Annotated in this window: 15 protein-coding genes; 10 read left to right on the top strand and 5 right to left on the bottom strand. The window is 69.1% G+C overall.

What is annotated here, in order from left to right; genetic code table 11:
* Positions 1–21: 21 nt before the first annotated feature.
* From manD to L978_RS13325, 3 genes are read right to left on the bottom strand one after another with little or no spacing between them, the layout of a single operon-like run.
* A complete protein-coding gene (gene manD / locus L978_RS13335) occupies positions 22–1260 on the bottom strand; it encodes a D-mannonate dehydratase ManD (protein WP_047523717.1) in 1239 nt (412 codons plus the stop codon).
* A complete protein-coding gene (locus L978_RS13330; protein WP_052193737.1) occupies positions 1257–2441 on the bottom strand; it encodes an N-acetylglucosamine-6-phosphate deacetylase in 1185 nt (394 codons plus the stop codon). The genes manD and L978_RS13330 overlap by 4 nt, the downstream gene beginning before the upstream one ends.
* The gene (locus L978_RS13325) at positions 2438–3220 is read right to left on the bottom strand and encodes a 6-phosphogluconolactonase (RefSeq protein ID WP_052193735.1); all 783 of its coding nucleotides are present in this window, start codon (positions 3218–3220) and stop codon (positions 2438–2440) included. Before L978_RS13325 ends, L978_RS13330 begins: the two co-directional genes overlap by 4 nt.
* A 138-nt stretch (positions 3221–3358) precedes the next feature.
* On the opposite strand from L978_RS13325, the gene L978_RS13320 reads away from it, so the two are divergent.
* The 7 genes from L978_RS13320 (at position 3359) to L978_RS13290 (ending at position 10760) form a co-directional block, all read left to right on the top strand.
* Entirely contained in the window at positions 3359–4375 is a 1017-nt protein-coding gene (locus tag L978_RS13320; protein ID WP_047523777.1) for a LacI family DNA-binding transcriptional regulator, read from the top strand.
* 44 nt (positions 4376–4419) lie between these two features.
* Positions 4420–5421 carry a Gfo/Idh/MocA family protein gene (locus L978_RS13315; RefSeq protein WP_047523715.1) on the top strand — a complete coding sequence of 334 codons (1002 nt, stop codon included), beginning with the start codon at positions 4420–4422 and terminating at the stop codon, positions 5419–5421.
* A 34-nt stretch (positions 5422–5455) separates the two neighbouring features.
* The gene (locus tag L978_RS13310; RefSeq protein ID WP_047523711.1) at positions 5456–6487 is read left to right on the top strand and encodes a Gfo/Idh/MocA family protein; all 1032 of its coding nucleotides are present in this window, start codon (positions 5456–5458) and stop codon (positions 6485–6487) included.
* Positions 6488–6502: 15 nt separating this feature from the next.
* The gene (locus L978_RS13305; protein WP_047523709.1) at positions 6503–7366 is read left to right on the top strand and encodes a Gfo/Idh/MocA family protein; all 864 of its coding nucleotides are present in this window, start codon (positions 6503–6505) and stop codon (positions 7364–7366) included.
* 234 nt (positions 7367–7600) lie between these two features.
* Positions 7601–8878 carry an extracellular solute-binding protein gene (locus tag L978_RS13300; protein WP_052193733.1) on the top strand — a complete coding sequence of 426 codons (1278 nt, stop codon included), beginning with the start codon at positions 7601–7603 and terminating at the stop codon, positions 8876–8878.
* Complete coding sequence (locus L978_RS13295) at positions 8878–9858, top strand: carbohydrate ABC transporter permease (RefSeq protein WP_231555067.1); 981 nt, start codon at positions 8878–8880, stop codon at positions 9856–9858. The genes L978_RS13300 and L978_RS13295 overlap by 1 nt, the downstream gene beginning before the upstream one ends.
* Positions 9855–10760: a carbohydrate ABC transporter permease gene (locus tag L978_RS13290; protein WP_081997056.1), complete on the top strand. Its 906-nt coding sequence runs from the start codon at positions 9855–9857 to the stop codon at positions 10758–10760. The genes L978_RS13295 and L978_RS13290 overlap by 4 nt, the downstream gene beginning before the upstream one ends.
* 76 nt (positions 10761–10836) lie before the next feature.
* Here L978_RS13290 and L978_RS13285 read toward each other — a convergent pair whose 3' ends face one another.
* A complete protein-coding gene (locus L978_RS13285) occupies positions 10837–12189 on the bottom strand; it encodes a mannitol dehydrogenase family protein (RefSeq protein ID WP_052193731.1) in 1353 nt (450 codons plus the stop codon).
* 49 nt (positions 12190–12238) lie between these two features.
* Positions 12239–13360, bottom strand: a complete 1122-nt coding sequence (locus L978_RS13280) for a GntR family transcriptional regulator (protein WP_052193728.1) — start codon at positions 13358–13360, stop codon at positions 12239–12241.
* Positions 13361–13590: 230 nt separating this feature from the next.
* On the opposite strand from L978_RS13280, the gene L978_RS13275 reads away from it, so the two are divergent.
* The 3 genes from L978_RS13275 (at position 13591) to L978_RS13265 (ending at position 17394) form a co-directional block, all read left to right on the top strand.
* Positions 13591–15249: a fibronectin type III domain-containing protein gene (locus tag L978_RS13275; protein ID WP_156118295.1), complete on the top strand. Its 1659-nt coding sequence runs from the start codon at positions 13591–13593 to the stop codon at positions 15247–15249.
* Between the two features lie 166 nt (positions 15250–15415).
* Positions 15416–16291: an alpha/beta fold hydrolase gene (locus L978_RS13270; RefSeq protein ID WP_081997061.1), complete on the top strand. Its 876-nt coding sequence runs from the start codon at positions 15416–15418 to the stop codon at positions 16289–16291.
* On the top strand, positions 16288–17394 hold the full coding sequence (locus L978_RS13265; RefSeq protein WP_047523706.1) for a M20 family metallopeptidase: 1107 nt from the start codon (positions 16288–16290) through the stop codon (positions 17392–17394). The genes L978_RS13270 and L978_RS13265 overlap by 4 nt, the downstream gene beginning before the upstream one ends.
* The last annotated feature ends 96 nt before the right edge of the window (positions 17395–17490 follow it).

Raw genomic sequence — 17490 nt, 5'->3', positions numbered from 1 at the left:
CGGTCGTCGCGTCCCTCGAGTTCACCAGTCGTGAACGGTTCCGTCCCGCAGGCGGTTGTGCGGCAGATAGGCCCGCTCGTACGGATACCTCCCCGCTTCCTCGGTGTCGAGCTCGACACCGAGGCCCGGCCTGTCTCCGGGGTGCAGGTATCCCTCGGTCCAGGTGAACGACTGCTGGAACACCTGGTCGGTGCGGGAGCCGTGCTGCATGTACTCCTGGATCCCGAAGTTGTGGATGGCCAGCCCGAGGTGCATCGCCGCCGCCATGCCGACCGGGGAGATGTCGGTCGGCCCGTGCATGCCGGACTTGATCTGGTACATCGCGGCATAATCCAGGGTCTTCTTCAACGCTGTGATGCCGCCCATATGCGTGACCGCGCCGCGGACGTAGTCGATGAGCTGCTCGCGGATGATGTCCTTGAAGTCCCAGACCGTGTTGAAGATCTCTCCGATCGCGAGCGGGGTCGTGGTGTGCTGGCGGACCAGGCGCAGCCCTTCCTGGTTCTCGGCCGGGGTGCAGTCCTCGAGCCAGAACAGGTCGTACGGCTCCAGATCCTTTCCCAGTCGGGCGGCCTGGATCGGCGTCATCCGGTGGTGTCCGTCGTGCAGCAGCGGGATGTCGGGACCGAACTCGTTGCGCACCGCCTCGAACACACCGGGCAGATGGTTCAAGTAGGCGCGCGTGTCCCAGTCCTCCTCGACCGGCTTCGCGCCGCGTCGGGCCGGTTCATGGTCGTACCGGGCCTCGCCGCCGCCGGTGTCGGCTGACTGCGATGCGATCCCGTAGATCGCCCTGAGAGAGGGCACCCCGGTCTGCACCCGGATCGCCCGGTATCCCTGCTCCTGGTGGGCGCGGATCGAGTCGAACAACTCGCGTAGATCCTTGCCAGAGGCGTGCCCGTACGCCAGCAGTCCGCGGCGCGAGGCGCCACCCAGCAGCTGGTACACCGGCATGCCGGCGACCTTGCCTTTGATGTCCCAGAGCGCCATGTCGACCGCCGCGATGGCCGCCATCGTGACGGGTCCGCGACGCCAGTAGGCGCTGCGGTACAGGAACTGCCAGGTGTCTTCGATCCGCGACTCGTCGGCGCCGATCAGAAGCGGCACGATGTGCTCGGTCAGATAGGCGACCACCGCGAGCTCGCGGCCGTTCAGCGTCGCATCGCCGAGTCCTGTCGCTCCGTCCGCGGTCGTGATCTTGAGGGTGACGAAGTTGCGGTCCGGGCTGGTGACGATCACCTCGGCCTTGTCGATGGTCATGCGATCCCTCCTGCGGTGGCGTGTGCGGCGGGCGTCGTCTCGATGAGCTCGCCGGCGATCCGCACCTCGCGCGGGCTGATGCGGGCATCGCCGGGAGCCCAGTCGAACAACAGCACGTCGGCGCGCGCTCCCGCGGTCCAGTGCGGGCCGTCGGCAAGGACCGAGGCCGGTGCCGCACTCGCGAGACGCATCGCCGTGGCCAGCGACCCGGTCACGCGCGCGACGGTTGCGACACCCACGTCGAGGGTCTGCACCGACCCGGCGAGGAACCCCGTCGAGACATGCCGCAGCGCGCCGTCTTCGGCGAGATGCACACCGCCGCCGACGGTGGAGTGTCCGCTATCGCGGAGGGCAGCGGGGGTGGCCACGGCGTCGCTCACGAGGAACACCCCGTGGTCGCGCTTGGCGGCGATCATGGTCGCGAGCGTCGCGTCGGGGAGGTGATGTCCGTCAGCGATGACCCCGGCGGCGAGACGGGGCTCGGCGAGCTGCGTCCACAGGTAGTTCGGATGCCGGGGGAGCACCGCGTGCGCGCCGTTGCCGAGGTGTGTCGAGAGCGTGGCACCGGCGTCGACCACGGCAGCGATCTCGGCGTCCGATGCGTGCGTGTGCCCGACCGCGACCCGCACCCCGTGCGCGACGAGGAATCGCGTCGCCTCGACCGAACCGGGGTGATGGGGCGACAGGGTCACCACGCGCAGCAGGCCGGGAGCGGAATCCAACCAGGTCTGCAGCTCCGCGATCGACGGCGGTCGGATGTGCGCGGCGGGGTGCACGCCGCGCGGACCATCCTGCTCGGACAGGCTGGGTCCCTCCACGTGGATGCCGGCGACCGTGCGCGAGACATCGGTCGAGGAGCGCACGGCGTCGGCGATCGCACGGATGCGGGCGCGCATCTCCTCGGCGGATGCGGTGATGACGGTCGGAAGGAAGCGGGTCACGCCGTGCACCGCGAGCGAGAGGGCCATGGCGGAGATGTGCGCGGGTGACGGGTCAGCGGCGTTCGCGTCGCCCTCGAGATGGCCGTTGACCTGTAGGTCGATCAGGCCAGGCCCGATCCACGGGGCGTTCTCGTCCGCGTCGGCGAGGGGCGTGAGCGAGCGGATGCGACCGTGCTCGATCACGACCTCGAGCCCTTCCGCGCCGAGGGCGTTGCGGCCGCGCAGGGTCTCGACGCTCATCGTGCCGCCTGCACGGCTTCGAGTGCCGCGGGGTGCAGCAAAGACGCGGCGTCGCGGTCGACGTGGACCTCGCAGTGCGAGTGGCGGCGCAGCACGGTGCAGGGCCAGTGGGCACTGATCGGCTCTTCCACGAGGGCCCTGACGGCCTCAGCCTTCCGGGCATCCGGCACCGCGCACACCAGGTGCGCGCCAGCCAGCAGTGCCGGGATGGTGAGAGTGAGGGCGTGGGTGGGCACGGCGTCGAGGGTATCGAAGCACTCGTCGTCGACCTGTTGCACGCGGCTGGCGAGGTCGAGTTGCACGGTGCGCACGGGGCACGGGTCGGTGAGGTCGGCGTCGGGCGGATCGTTGAACGCGATGTGCCCGTTCACTCCGATCCCCAGGCACACGAGGTCGACAGGGGCTTCGTCGAGCAGGGCGGTGTACTCCGCGACGGCGGCCTGCGTGCCCAGCTCTGTGCGCATCGGGTGGAATGCGGCCGGGCGCACGGCGTCGATCAGATGGGCCCGCAGCCAGTTGCCGAAGCGCTGGGGCGCCTCGGTGTCGAGCCCGAGGTACTCGTCCATGTGCAGCACGGTGATGCGGTCCCAGGGCACGTCGGGCTCCGCGGCGAGCGCACGGTAGACATCGAGTTGGCTGGGGGCCGCGGCGGCGATCATGCGGGCCGATCCGTGAGCCGCGACGGCTTCGCGCAGCGTCCGTGCCGCGGAGCGCGCGGCGGCGGCACCCATCGCGGTGCGGTCGGCGTGGGTGTGCAGGGCGAACGTCGTCGTGCTCATGATCCGCAAGACTAATGCAACCGCTTGCAAAGTCAAGCCCCAGATCGAGCGGTGCTCCTGCGCGCGGTCGCGGCCGGCCTCGGTGGGGAGGAGGCCGTGATCGCGCGCCGGACGGCAGTCGGGCTTAGTGTGTGTGTCGTGACAGCCAAGAGGAAGACGCCATCCGGGTCAGTGACGATCGGCGACATCGCAGGCGTGGCAGGAGTGTCACGCTCGACGGTGTCGCGCGCGTTCAGTCGTCCTGAACTGCTCAACCCCGAGACGGTCCGACGGGTCAAGGCCGCAGCCGAAGAGCTGGGCTATGTGGTCAACCATGCCGCCCGCGCCCTCTCGACCGGCCGCTTCGGCAACGTCGCCGTCGTGGTCCCGGACATCGCCAACCCCTTCTTCCCGCCCCTCGTCCGACGCGTGCAGACGCTCGCGGACGCAGCGGGGTATGCCGTGTTCCTCGGCGACTCCGACGAGATCGCCGACCGGGAGGCGAACCTCACATCGCGGCTGAGTGCACAGGTCGAGGGATTCGTGCTCGCCTCTCCGCGCCTCGACGAGGAGCGCATCCGCGAACTCGATGCTGCACGCCCCGTGGTGCTCGTCAACCGCGACATCGAGGGTCTCGCCCGGGTGCTCATCGATCCGAGCGGGGGTCTGGATGAGGCGGTGGCGCACCTGCACCGTCTGGGTCACGAGCGCGTGGTCTACCTCTCGGGCCCGCGGGAGTCGTGGTCGGATCAGCAGCGGCGCGCGGCGCTCGCGAGGGCGGCGGAGCGTGCGCGGCTCGAAGTGATCGTGCAGGAACTGGGGCGCCCGAGCTCTGCGGGCGGGCGCGACGCCGTCGGGGGCATCCTCGCCTCGGGGGCCACGGCCGTGATCGCGTTCGACGACGTCGTGGCGCAGGGTGTGATGGCGGGACTCGCACTGCGTGGCGTCGATGTGCCTCGCGACATCAGCGTCATCGGCTGCGATGACACGCTCGCCTCCGGCACCCATCCGGCGCTCACCACGATCTCCGCCGCCTCCGCGGCGGCGGGTGACGCGGCGGCCGAACTGCTGCTGGGGGTGCTCTCCACTGGTGAGCGGACGGATGCTCGCGTGACCATCGCCACGCACCTGGTTGTCCGCGCCACGACGGACGCCGCGCGAACGACCACGACGTGAGGACCGGTTGACGCTGCAACCGGTCGCATGATTCACTGTCGCCCATGCCTCGGATCGCGATCATCGGTGCCGCCCATCCGCACGTCGACTACGTGCTCGACGAGTTGGAGCGCGCCGAGCGCGCCGACTACGAGCTCGTCGGTGTGCAGGACGCCGATCGTGCGATCGCTGAGCACCACGCGGCCCGCTTCGGCGTCCCTGCCTTCGACAGCGCGGCGGATCTGCTCGCCCTCGGCGTGGACATCGCGGTGATCGCCGGCGTCTACGGCAATCGGGCAGGCGACGTCGTCGCCGCGCTGCACGCCGGGGCGCACGTTCTTGCCGACAAGCCGCTGTGCACGTCGCTCGAGCAGCTCGACCGGATCGAGAAGGCTGCCGCCGAGGCCGGCCGCACCGTCAGCCTCCTGCTCGAGAAGCGCGGCTACCCGGAGACGCTCGCCGCCCTCGCCGTCGTGCGCTCCGGCGAGCTCGGCGACATCGTCGGGATCACCTCCTCGGGTCCCCACAAGCTCAAGCAGGGGGAGCGACCGGGCTGGTTCTTCGAGCGTGAGAGCTACGGTGGCATCCTCGCCGATCTGGCGGTGCACGACCTCGATGCGGCGCTGCTGTTCGCTCCGGCGATCGAAGGCACCGTCTCAGGGGCGGTCTCGGCCCCGCTCGACGGAGCGGAGGGCTTCGCCCGCTTCGGCACCGCCACCCTCACCACCTCCACCGCCGTGGTCTCCGCAGAAGTGAGTTGGCTGACACCTCGGGCCTCTGAGGTGCACGGCGACTATCGTCTTCGGCTGATCGGTACGCGCGGCACCGCTGAGCTCTTCTGGGCACGTGGGCGGGTCGAGGTGACGACGGACGAGCGGCCTCTGCGCGTGCTCGAGCTTCCGCCGGCGCGCCGTCCGGCGGAAGAGGCCCTGGACGCCTTCGCCGAAGGTCGCACGCCCGATGTGGGCACGATCGCCTCGGTCCTCGCGACGCGATTGGCGTTGCTGGCTCAGGCCTCTGCAGACCAGGGCGGCGCGGTGCTCGCCTGGGCACGTGCCGCCGACTGATCCCCCGACTCGCCACCTCACGACAGGAGCCATCATGTCTGAACCGCTGCGCATCGCCATCGTCGGCGCGGGGGTGATCGGTGCCGTCCATGCCCGCCTGGTCACAGCGCTCGGAGACGAGGGACGCCTGGTGGCCGTCGTCGACCTCGACGAGGAGCGCGGACGTGAGCTCGCCGCCGCCCACGGCGTCCCCTTCCACTCTTCGGCTGCAGAAGCGTACCGATCGGAGCAGATCGACATCGCATCGATCTGTTTGCCCAGCGCTTTCCATGCGGATGCGGTCGTCGAGGCGCTGGAGGCGGGGGTCGATGTGATCGTCGAGAAGCCGATCGACGTGACCCTCGACGCCGCCGATCGGGTCCAGGCGGCCGAGCGCGCCACCGGACGTACGGTCTCGGTCATCAGCCAGCGCCGCTTCCAACCGGTCGCCTCGTTCATCCGCCGGTCGATCGACCGGGGGGCGCTCGGGCGCATGACCTCGGGTGTCGTCGAGTCGGCGTTCTTCCGGCCGCAGGAGTACTACGAGTCGGGTGACTGGCGCGGGACGGCGTCGATCGACGGCGGCGGCGCGCTCATGAATCAGGGCATCCATGCTCTCGATCTCCTGCTGTGGATGCTCGGTACCCCGGTCTCGGTGAGCGCGAAGACCGGCCGCCTCGCACACGAGGGCATCGAGGTCGAGGACGTCGCCGGCGCCACGATCGAGTTCGAGAGCGGCGCCATCGGCCTGTTGCTGGCGAGCACCGCCGCCTATCCCGGGTTGCCGGTCCGGCTCGCGGTGCATGGATCCGCGGGGACGGCGGTCATGGAGAACGACGGTCTGTCGTTCTTCGCCTCCGCGACTGCTGCGGAGCCTGACCCCGATGCGCTCGTCGAGCACGACGTGCCGGAGGGGTGGAGCGACGTCGACGTGGCGCATCATCGGCAGTACCTCGACGTCATCGCGGCTATCCGCGAAGGGCGTCGTCCCGCGATCACCACCGACGACGGACGACGAGCGCTCCAGGTCGTCCTCGCGGTCTACGAGTCGGCGCGTACGGGTCGTCCGGTCGATCTCCACGAGTGAAAGAGGATCTGGAACATGGAAACGAAGAACGTCGCGATCGTCGGCATCGAGAACAGTCACGCCGAAGAGATCATCCGCTACCTCAACGTCGAGCAGCCGACCGATGTGCCGGTGCGCGTCGTCGCACTGGTCGCGGGTGAGGATGAGCGTACGCGGGAGCTCGCGGATCTCGGAGGAATCGATCGCATCGCCGCAGAATCCGCCGACCTGCTCGGTGGTGTCGACGCCCTGATCGTGACCTCCCGCGACGGCGCGCTCCATCGGACACACGCGGTGCCGTTCCTCGAGGCGGGGACGCCCGTGTGGGTCGACAAGCCGCTCGCCGCGAGCGTGTCCGACGCGCGGGAGATCCTCGCCGCGGCCGATCGCGGCGGTACGACCCTCACCTCGTCATCCGCCCTTCGCTGGGTCCCCGACACGGAGGCCGTCGCCGAGGATCTCGCGACGATCGGCGAGTTGCAGGCGGTCACCATCACCGGCCCAGCGGATGCGGCGAGCCCGTACAGCGGCATCTTCTTCTATGGCATCCACATCGCCGACGTCGCACAGCGTCTTGTTCCTGGGGAGCCCGAGGACGTCGCGGTGGAGCGACTGCGCGGCGGCCTCGTCGCACGGTACGGAGTGGGCGGTGTGCTCGTGACGCTCGAGTTCATCCGTCCGGACGGGGAGGGTCAGGTGCCGTTCCGCGCCACCGCGGTCGGAGCACACGGCGTCGTCAGTCGCGACATCGTGCTCGGACACGACTACGTGCAGCCCGGGGTCGATGCCTTCGTCCGCATGCTCGCGACCGGGGTGCGCCCGATCGCGGACGCGCAGCTCCTCGCACCGATCGCGGTGCTGGAGCAGGTCGCCCGCGCGGGAGCGCCCCTGCCGGCGTGAGGCGTGCAACGCAGTGCACAACCGGACCTCGAGCTGCGGATGATCGAGGTACCCCGGGGTGCGCGGTGGTGACAAGATGCCTGGAAATACAACAGAAACAAAACCGTTACACCCTCTTCAATGAAGAAGCCCTTGTAATGCAACCGATTGCACGTTAGCGTGAGATTCGGTTGAACCACCCGTTCATCGGGCGCCCTCTCGGCGTCCGTCGAGGAAGACCATGGAGGAACGAGAATGGCAAGACGCACCCTGATCGCGGCAGCCGCTTCGCTGGCCGCAGTGCTCGCCGTCACCGGCTGCAGCTCCGGCAGCGGCGACGGAGATGGTGAGGCCGAGAGCGGAGACCTCCGCGTCTGGCTGATGCAGGACTCGGTGTCCGACGACGCGGTCGCCTGGCTCGAAGACGAGTTCGCGGCACAGAACCCCGGTTCCACCCTGACGGTCGAGATGCAGCCGTGGGACGACATCGTCTCGCGCCTGCAGACATCTCTGGCCAGCGCCTCCGAGACGCCGGACATCGTCGAGATCGGCAACACGAAGACCGCGACCTTCGCCAATGTCGGCGCTCTCGCGGACATCTCCGACCTGTACGACGAGGTCGGCGGAGATGACCTGATCCCCAGCTTCGTCGAGCAGGCGACTCTCGACGGCAAAACCTACGCCTACCCCCTCTATGCCGGGACGAGTGTGGTGTTCTACCGAACCGACCTGCTGGAGAAGGCCGGGGTCGAAGCACCGGAGACACTCGACGATCTGGTGGCCGCCGCCGCGACGGTGCAGCAGGCGAACCCCGACGGTGTCGACGGTTTCAAGGGCATCTACTTCCCGGTCGTCGATGTGCACGGCCTGGAGGGCTGGCTCTTCTCGCATGGTGCGAACTACGCCGAGGAACGGGACGGTGCCTGGGTCAGCGGTCTCGACACCCCCGAGGCCAAGGCCGCGCTCGAGCAGATGCAGACCATCTGGCGGGGCTCCGCACTCGGGGCGCTCGATGCCAAGGAGACCGCAGGGAACCCCTGGGTGCCCTACAACAACGGCGAGGTCGCGATGTTCTCCTACCGCGTGTTCGCGCAGGACAGCATCTCTCCCGAGCTCGCGGATGTCACCGGCGTGATGGCGCTTCCGCCAGTGGAGGCCGGAGGCGAGAGCCACCAGTTCCTCGGCGGATCCAATGTCGGCATCTCCGCGAATTCCTCGCAGCAGGCACTCGCGAAGAAGGCGATGAAACTCATCCTCAGCGAGGACTTCATGAGCCAGCTCGCCGAAGACTCCGGCTGGGTGCCCGGCAATACCGAGTACGCCTCGTCGATCCCCGACGGCATCGTCGACGCCGAGCTGCAGCAGCAGATCGCCGAGACGAGCGCACTGACCCCGGCCGCCCCCAACTGGGCGATCGTCGAAGGCAACAACATCCCGGTCGATCTGTACTCGGCGATCGCCAAGGGTGAGGACATCGACGACGTGGTCGCCCGCATCGGCGCGAAGATCGAAGAGACCCTCAACGCGGACTGATGATGGCCACCCCTGTGCTCGAAGCTGAGGTCGCCCCTGAGGCGGCCCCGCGGCAGCCCGCTCCCCGCACGCGCCCGCGTCGCGTGCGGGGAGCGCTGCTCCCGTACCTGCTGATCGCCCCGCTGATCGCCGCGGTTCTGGTCGCCCTGGGATGGCCGCTCCTGCAGCAGTTCCTGATGTCGCTGCAGAAGTTCGGACTGGCGCAACAGTTCGGCGCCGAACCGGAATGGGTCGGCCTCGCCAACTACGGCAAGATCCTCACCGATCCCAACATGTGGGTCGTGTTCTTCCGCTCCGTGGTGTTCTGCGCCGTGTGCGCCTCGCTGTCGATGGTCATGGGGATGTTGATCGCCCTCTTGTTGACGAAGGTGAGCAGCTGGGCGCGCATCGCACTGCAGGTCACGTTGCTGCTGGTCTGGGCCACCCCGGCCCTGGTGACCATGGTCATCTGGCAGTGGTTGTTCGATGCGCGCTACGGGCTGGTGAACTGGGTCCTCGCGCGCATCGGGTTCCCCGACATGGCCGGCTACCCGTGGACGTCCACCCCGATGGGTGTCTTCACGATCGCCGCGATCACCGTGATCTGGGGCAGCCTCCCCCTGATCGTGTTCATGATCTACTCCGCCCTGACGCAGGTGCCCGCGGAAGTGCTCGAGGCCGCGGAACTCGACGGCGCTGGACCGTGGACGCGTTTCCGCAACGTCACGCTCCCGCTCATCACCCCTGCCGTCATGATCGTCGGACTCCTGCAGATCGTGTGGGACCTGCGCGTCTTCACGCAAATCTACGTACTCCAGCAGGCCGGCGTGTCGATCGAGGAGACCAACCTCCTCGGCACCTACATCTACCGGATCGGCATCGGCCAGGGGGAGTACGGCGACGCGTCCGCGCTCGCCACGATCGTGCTCATCCTCACCCTGCTGCTCACCTGGAAGTACATCGCCAAGATGTTCGCCCAGCAGAAGGAGGTCTCGGAATGAGCGCCCCGACCATGACCAAGACCACCGACATCCCCGCCGTCGTGCCCGTGCGCGCGCGTCGCACGCTCGGCAACCGTAACGACACTCGCCGCCGCACCTGGAACGGCGTGGCCGTCGCGGCTGCCTTCCTGCTCGTCTTCCCGATCTACTGGATGGTCAACACCGCACTGTCGGAGAACGAGGAGCTCTTCTCGCGCACACCGCGGTTCTTCCCGTTCCCGCTGAGCTTCGACAGTTTCGCGGGGATCCTGGCCGACCGTGGTTTCTGGTCGGCCCTCGGCATGAGCGCGGGGGTGACCGCGGTCGTGGTCGTCGTCGCGGTGCTGTTCGGGTTCTTCGCGGCCATCGCCGTGAGCCGCTTCCGGTTCAAGGGCGGCGGCGTCATCATCCTGCTCGTCCTGATCGTGCAGATGATCCCGACCGAGGCGCTCTTCATCTCGCAGTTCCGTATGCTCGACGGCTGGCACCTGCTCAACACGGTCGGGGGGCTGTCGCTGCTCTACATCGGCACGGTCGTTCCCTTCACCGTGTGGCTGCTGCGCGGATTCATCCACGGCATCCCCGCCGATCTCGAGGAGGCAGCGATGGTCGACGGCTGCAGTCGTTTCGGAGCGTTCATGCGCGTCACCCTGCCGCTGCTCGGGCCCGGGATCGTCACGGCATCCGTCTTCGCGTTCCTGCAGGCGTGGAACGAATACACTCTGGCGCTCGTCGTGATGACCAAGCCCGGTAACGCCACCCTGCCGCTGTGGCTGCAGACGTTCAGCAGCGAGCTCTCGGCCACCGACTGGGCGGGCATCATGGCCGGTGCCACACTCATCTCGGTGCCCGTCGTGATCCTGTTCCTGATCGTGCAGGGTCGCCTCGGTGCGGGCATGATGGCCGGAGCTGTGAAGGGCTGACGCTCCGGCCCCGCATTGCGGGATCGAAAACGGTCCTCCGGAGGCATCCGGAGGACCGTTTTCGCGCCCGCAATGGTCAGGCGCCGAGGTCGAGGTCGGGGGCGAGGAAGTCGAGCAGTGCGAGGTGCGGATCCGCGGCGCGGGCGCGGCGGGTCAGCTCGGCGGCCGCGACGTCGTCGAGGATGCGTCCGGCGCGGGTCTCGGCCACGACGAAGCGCGCCCATGCATCGATGAGACCCCGAGCGGCCGCGTCGTCGTGGCCCTGCTCCCGCGCACGCCGCAGCGGATCGAGCGCGCGTGTGCGCAGCTTCACGCTGCCATCGCTCGCGATCTGCCGCAGTCGATGGGCGATGGCCGGATTCGAGAACCGTTCCACGAGTGCGTCACGGTAGCCGCCGAGGTCGAGGTCGGATCCTGCGGATGCCAGGAGCGCCTCCCCCAGGTCCCACAGCTCCCGCACCCGTGTGGCGCACACGGGATCGGAGATCGCGTCGGAGACGGTCTCATGCCCGCGCAGGAGCCCCTCGTAGGCGAGCGACGAGTGCGCACCGTTGAGCAGCCAGAGCTTCCGCCGCTCGAACGGGCGGATGTCGGACACGAACGCGGCACCGGCATCCTCCCAGCGTGGGCGCGTGCCGCGGACCGTCCCCGAGAGGATCCAACTGTGGAACGGCTCCGTGATCACCAGGGCGTCGTCGCGGACGCCCATGCGCGCCGCCGCCGCGTCGATCTCCTCCGTCGTGGTGCGCGGAGTGATGCGGTCGACCGAGGTGCTCACGACATCGACCTGTGTCTCAAGCCAGTCGCCGAGAGCGGGCGAGAGGGTGTTGGCGAGATCGCGCAGCACGGTACGCAAGGCGGGGCCGTTGTCATCGATGTTGTCGCAGGGAATCAGTGCGATGGTCGCGTCAGGCACGGCGCGGCGGCGTGCCTCGAGTCCCCACAGGAGTCGCCCGGGCATGGTCGCGAGCGCACCCCGCGCCACGGTCGGCGTGTCCGCGGTGAACGCGGCGGCGAGCACGCTCTGGTCGGAGGCGACCTCCGGGTCGTCGAAGTCGAGACCGCCACCGGTCGCCCGGCGGTAGCCCTTCTCGGTGACCGTCAGGGTGACCACCGTCACCTCGGCGCGGGCGAGATAGTCGCACAGCGCATCGGTGTCGGCGCCGTCATGCGCGGCGACGATGGTCTCGATGGTCTCGGTGGTGTCCCCTCGACTGCCCCGGGTGAGCAGTGTGTACACGTCGTCCTGTCGCTCGAGCGCGGCGGCTGCGGCGGGTGAGCGCCCCGTGAATGCGGCGATCCCCCACTCCCGGTCGGGATCGGCAAGCGCGGTGTACCAGGCCTGATGGGCCCGATGGAACGCGCCGAGTCCGAGGTGCACGATGCGTACGGGGGCGCGGGGAGAGCGGCGGCTCGGGGTGGCAGGCACGGATCACCTCTGGTGTGCGTGGGGGCCGAGTGTGCCCCTGCACACCAATCTAAGATGCGATCGGTGTAGATGCAAGCGGTTGCATTGCACGGGGGCCGTGGGGAGCCGTCGAGGCTCGCACGCGCACGGTGGGCTGCACCATCATCCGCACCGGCGCACCACCGTCCGACCGGGCGATTCGACGGAGCAGTGTCGATGCGGCCAGGCGCCCGATCTCGCGCTTCGCCGGCGAGACCGCGGTCAGCGGCACCACCGCGTCCGCTGCCTCCTCGTCGTCGTAGGCCACCAGCGCGACGTCGTCGGGAACGGTGAGGCCTTTGCGATGCAAATGGGGGAGCAGGGCGACCGCCTCGCGATCGCCGAGGCACACCACCCCGTCCAGATGCAGCGAGTGCGCCGTCTCCGCATAGTCGGCGAGCGACGCTGTCGACCATGCGTCGCGACGTGCAGATGCCCCGGGGAGGTCGGCGATCGCGAGGTCGGCGACGGCGCGGCAGAACCCGAGCCACGCCGCGTCGGCTGTCGCGGTGTCGCGGCGTCCGAGGAAGCCGATGCGCCGTCGCCCCTGTCCGACGAGGTGGCGCACGGCCGCATACCCGCCCGCCACGACGTCGGTGCACACGGCGGAGAGGGTGTCGTCGGGCGGGGAATCTCGGGGCACACGCTCCATCAGCACGACGGGAATCGGAAGCGCACGCAGCAGGTCGAGGCGGGCGGAGGGGTCGGTCAGGTGCAGGGTGGGCGTGATGAGCAGTCCCGTGCACCCCGCGGTCAGCAGCGCGCGGATGTGGCGGATCTCGAGGGCGTCGTCGTACTCACTGGACTCGACCCGTACCGTCGCTCCGGCAGCCGCGGTGACCTCGGTGATCCCGCCGACGACGGTGGGGAAGTAGTACCCGTGCGACGGCACGATCACCCCGATGACCGCGGGCGGGCGTCCGTCCTGAGTGGATACATACGTGCCCGAGCCCTGTCGGCGCACCACGATGCCCTCCTCGACCAGCATCCCGACCGCACGGCGGACCGTGTTCACCCCGACGGCATGGGTCGCCGCCAGCGCCGCCTCCGTCGGCAGGCGCTCACCGGTCGACCACTCGCCGGTCGTGATGCGAGTGCGGAGCTGTTGCGCCAGGCTCACGAACAGCGGCTGCGTCTTCGGAAAAGCTCCCATGTCGCCCTCCCTGGGACCGACTACCGCACATCCTCCAGTGCAACCGTATTCATTCGGGGGCCTTCTGGCAAGGATCTGACGCTCTCCGCACCGCACGGGGACGACGCGCAACGCCCGAGTCCTTCCTCGATTCCTTCCTCCTGCGCGGCGGATCGTTGACCCTCACCGGGTGCCGGGTCACGGTGGCAGTCACGACGCCTCCGCAATCGGCGGAGCGGAAGGAGACACTGATGAGACGCACACGCTGGTTTTCGGTGCTTGTCGCCGCGAGCTTTCTCGCCGCAGGCGCGGTCACCGCGGGCGCACCCGCCCCCGCACAGGCCGTCGCGACCGAGCTCACCATCACCTCGCCCGTCGACGGCGACGCCGTGAGCGGGTCCACCCTCACGGTCGAGGGCACATTCGCGAACACATCCGAGCTGGTGCTGGTGGTGGGGGCGCAGGAGCTCATCCCGATCCCCGTCACCGGCACGCAGGGCACGTGGACCGTCGACCTCGACATCGCCGACGTCGACGGGCGACTCGACCTCGCCGTCCGCGCGCGCGATCTCACCACGCTCTACACGACCTGGTCGGAGTTCCTCGCCGTCGAGGTGGACAACCCCGCAGCCTCCCGGCCGGTCGTCACCATCACCTCGCCGGATGAGGGCGCGTACGCGGGGGCGACTCTGGACGTCGAGGTCGATGTCGACTCGGACCGTCCGCTCGATGTCGTCGAGGTGCGCGTGAACGGCGGTGCGTGGCAGAGCGCGACGGCTCAGGGCGGATGCGCCTATGCGGCGTCCTTCCCGGTGAGCGGGTCCGGGTTCGCGAGCATCGAGGCGCGGGCGACGGACTCCTCGGGGCACAGCGCGGATTCCTCGACGACCTACGTCGCGCTCGGCGGCGCGACCCCCGTCGCTCCGGCGGTCTACGACCAGGACCGGGCTCTGTGGATCTGGGAGCGCGCCTCCTACGAGGCTGTCTTCGACCAGGACGCCCGCGATCGGCTCGGCGCCGTGATGGATGACACCGTGACCTTCGGATCCGACCCCATCCGCACCATCTACCTCGGCGTCGACAAGTACGGCTCCACCGACATGCTGCGCGATTCGCGGGCCGAGGTCGCAGCATTCGTCGAGTGGGCGCGGGGGCGCGGATACCACGTGCAGGCCACGGTCGCGGGAGGCACCCGCCCGCCGTATATCGGTGCGCTGGAGCAGTTCGAGCACTTCGCGGTCGACGAGTTCGAGAAGGTGCTCGACTACAACCTGGCCGTTCCTGCGGCGGCGCGCTTCGACGGCATCAACGTCGACATCGAGCCGTACATTCTCAGTGCCTGGAAGGAAGCGGGCAACGGCGGCCTTCCGAATCGGTGGCTCGAGATCCTCGACACGCTGATCGAGCGCCGTGACGCCTCGGGGCTCCCCGTGCTCGTCGGTCCTGCCATCCCGCGTTGGCTGGACTCGTCGGCCTGTTGCACGACGATCACCTGGAACGGGCAGACCAAGGCGCTCAGTGATCACATCCAGGACATGACCGACTACATCGCGATCATGGACTACCGCGACACGGCTGAGGGCGGCGCGGGGATCATCGCCCAGGCGCAGCACGAGATCGACTACGCGAATCAGATCGGCAAACCGAACTCGGTCGTGGTCGGCATCGAGACGAAGGACCTCTCCGGTACGGGCGACCCGGAGACGGTGACGTTCTGGGAGGAGGGGCGCACCTACCTCGAGGGTGAGCTCGACAAGACGTACGCGGCGTTCGAGGGAGACGCGTCGTTCGGCGGCATCGCGATGCACCACTACGACGACCTGCTGATGCTGCCGTCGGCATGGGACGACGCCCCGCCGGTCTACTATCCCGTGCCCGGTGCGGGTCCGGGCGGTCCTGCGCTTCCCTGACTGATCGACCCTCAGCTCCCGTCGCACTTTCGCGCGTCTCTCGGTCCGATTGCGTGCGAAAGTGCGACGGGAGCTGGCGCTTCTTCTGGTCAGCGGTATAGTCAACGAGAATGACTTGATGACTGGGCCGCGCATGGACCGCGAGCGAGACCGGAACGAGTGGACGATGATGACCCCTTCCCGCACGACGATGACGCTGGACTGCGACGGCATCAGCATCGCCGCAGAAGTCCGTGGATCGGGCCCCGCCGTGCTGCTGCTGCATGGGTATCCGGAGACCAAGGCCATGTGGGAGGAGGTCGCGGCGGAGCTCGCCACCACGCATACGGTCGTCGCGACGGATCTGCGCGGCTACGGCGACTCGGCGAAGCCGCGCGGCGAGCGCTACTCCAAGCGTGAGATGGCGGCGGATCAGGTCCTCGCGATGCGGACGCTCGGCTTCGAACGCTTCGCCGTGGTGGGCCACGACCGGGGCGGGCGGGTCGGGCATCGGATGGCGCTCGACCATCCGGAGGCCGTGACGGCGCTGGCCGTGCTCGACATCGTGCCGACGCTGCACATGTTCGAGAACGTCGACCGCGAGATGGCGACCGCCTACTTCCACTGGTTCTTCCTCGCGCGCGCTGACGGGCTGCCCGAAGCGCTCATCTCCGCCGACCGCGAGACCTGGCTGCGCAGCCGCTTCACCGGTCGCCGACATGACGGTGATCGGCTGCCCGAGGCGTACGCGGAGTACCTCCGCTGTTTCGACGTCGACACCGTCCACGCGTCCGGCGCCGACTACCGCGCGGCCGCGGGCATCGACCTCGACCACGACCGCGCAGACCGCGCCGCAGGGCGCAGAGTGGATGTGCCCGTGCTCGCGCTGTGGGGAGAGCACAGCTACGTGGGGCGCAACTTCGATGTGTGCGCGGCGTGGACTCCCTACGCGCCTGCGGTCACCGGCGCCCCGGTCGACGCGGATCACTACCTCGCCGAAGAGGCCCCGCGGGCCACGGCGGCCGCGCTCCGGGTCTTCCTCGCCGAGGCGGTCGCGGCATGAACGTCCGCGCCCAGGCGATCGAACGCCTCGACGCACTCGTGTCCATCGAGACGCCGACCGGGGATGCCGCTGCGCTCGCCGAGGCGCAGGCTCTGGTGCGCTCCTGGATCGAACCCGTGCTGGGGGTGCGCGGCGAGATCGAGAGCGTCGACGGGGTCGAGCATCTGCTGTGGCGAGGGGAGTCCGCGCCGTCGGTGCTGCTGCTCGGGCACCTCGACACCGTGTTCCCCCAGGGCACCATCCGGCACCGGCCGTTCCGGCTCGAGGGCGACCGCGCGACCGGCCCGGGCGTCTTCGACATGAAGGCCGGCATCGTGATCATGGCCGCGGCCCTCGAACGTGTCGCTCATCCTGGTGAGGTCGCGGTGCTGCTCACCAGTGACGAGGAGGTCGGCTCGCTCACCTCGCGCGCCCTCATCGAACGCGAAGCCGCTCGCGCAGGCACCGTGCTGGTGCTCGAGCCGAGCCTCGACGGGGCGCTGAAGATCGCCCGCCGCGGTGGAAGCATCTATCGCGTCGCGCTCACCGGGCGCGCGGCACATGCCGGACTCGAGCCGTGGAAGGGGCGCAGTGCCCTCATTGAGCTGGCGCACCACGTGCTCGCGCTGCCCGAGCTCGCCGATGAGGAGCGCGGCACCACGGTCAGCCCCACGGTCGCCCACGCGGGAACCGCGACGAACGTCATCCCCGAGCACGCGGAGGTGCGCGTCGACGTCCGGGCCTGGACGCTCGACGAGCTGGAGCGGGTGGATGCCGCGATGCAGGGCCTCGACCCGCATACCGAGGGAGTGGGGGTCGAGGTCATCGGCGGGATCAACCGTCCGCCGATGGAGGAGCGCTCATCGATCGACCTGCTGGCCTGCGCGCGGCTCGTCGCCGAACGGCTCGGGCATCCGGAGGTCGAGGCGGTGTCGGCCGGCGGTGCTTCCGACGGCAACTTCACGGCAGCCGTCGGTGCTCGCACCCTCGATGGTCTCGGACCCCGCGGTGCCGGGGCTCACGCCGACCACGAGTGGGTCTCGATCGACTCCATGATCGAGCGGATCGACCTGCTCACCGGCATGCTCGACGAGCTGTCATCCGCTCGCACCCCCGCATCCTGAAGGAGATCTCTCACTCTGAAGGAGATTTCTCGCTCTGAAGGAGACTGCTCGCGCCGAAGGGCTCTCTCATCCTGAAGGAGATCTCTCGTTCTGAAG

This window comes from Microbacterium sp. ZOR0019 (assembly GCF_000800925.1).
In the GTDB taxonomy this organism is placed as follows: domain Bacteria; phylum Actinomycetota; class Actinomycetes; order Actinomycetales; family Microbacteriaceae; genus Microbacterium; species Microbacterium aurugineum.
This window is presented reverse-complemented; position numbering and strand designations above follow the sequence as displayed.

What these genes read in the sequence shown, in the direction of transcription:
- L978_RS13295 (WP_231555067.1), top strand. Translation starts at nt 8,878, where the DNA reads ATGATGGCCACCCCTGTGCTCGAAGCTGAGGTCGCCCCTGAGGCGGCC.
- L978_RS13290 (WP_081997056.1), top strand. Translation starts at nt 9,855, where the DNA reads ATGAGCGCCCCGACCATGACCAAGACCACCGACATCCCCGCCGTCGTG.
- L978_RS13315 (WP_047523715.1), top strand. Translation starts at nt 4,420, where the DNA reads ATGCCTCGGATCGCGATCATCGGTGCCGCCCATCCGCACGTCGACTAC.
- L978_RS13330 (WP_052193737.1), bottom strand. Translation starts at nt 2,441, where the DNA reads ATGAGCGTCGAGACCCTGCGCGGCCGCAACGCCCTCGGCGCGGAAGGG.
- manD (WP_047523717.1), bottom strand. Translation starts at nt 1,260, where the DNA reads ATGACCATCGACAAGGCCGAGGTGATCGTCACCAGCCCGGACCGCAAC.
- L978_RS13280 (WP_052193728.1), bottom strand. Translation starts at nt 13,360, where the DNA reads ATGGGAGCTTTTCCGAAGACGCAGCCGCTGTTCGTGAGCCTGGCGCAA.
- L978_RS13265 (WP_047523706.1), top strand. Translation starts at nt 16,288, where the DNA reads ATGAACGTCCGCGCCCAGGCGATCGAACGCCTCGACGCACTCGTGTCC.
- L978_RS13270 (WP_081997061.1), top strand. Translation starts at nt 15,416, where the DNA reads ATGATGACCCCTTCCCGCACGACGATGACGCTGGACTGCGACGGCATC.
- L978_RS13310 (WP_047523711.1), top strand. Translation starts at nt 5,456, where the DNA reads ATGTCTGAACCGCTGCGCATCGCCATCGTCGGCGCGGGGGTGATCGGT.
- L978_RS13275 (WP_156118295.1), top strand. Translation starts at nt 13,591, where the DNA reads ATGAGACGCACACGCTGGTTTTCGGTGCTTGTCGCCGCGAGCTTTCTC.
- L978_RS13305 (WP_047523709.1), top strand. Translation starts at nt 6,503, where the DNA reads ATGGAAACGAAGAACGTCGCGATCGTCGGCATCGAGAACAGTCACGCC.
- L978_RS13300 (WP_052193733.1), top strand. Translation starts at nt 7,601, where the DNA reads ATGGCAAGACGCACCCTGATCGCGGCAGCCGCTTCGCTGGCCGCAGTG.
- L978_RS13325 (WP_052193735.1), bottom strand. Translation starts at nt 3,220, where the DNA reads ATGAGCACGACGACGTTCGCCCTGCACACCCACGCCGACCGCACCGCG.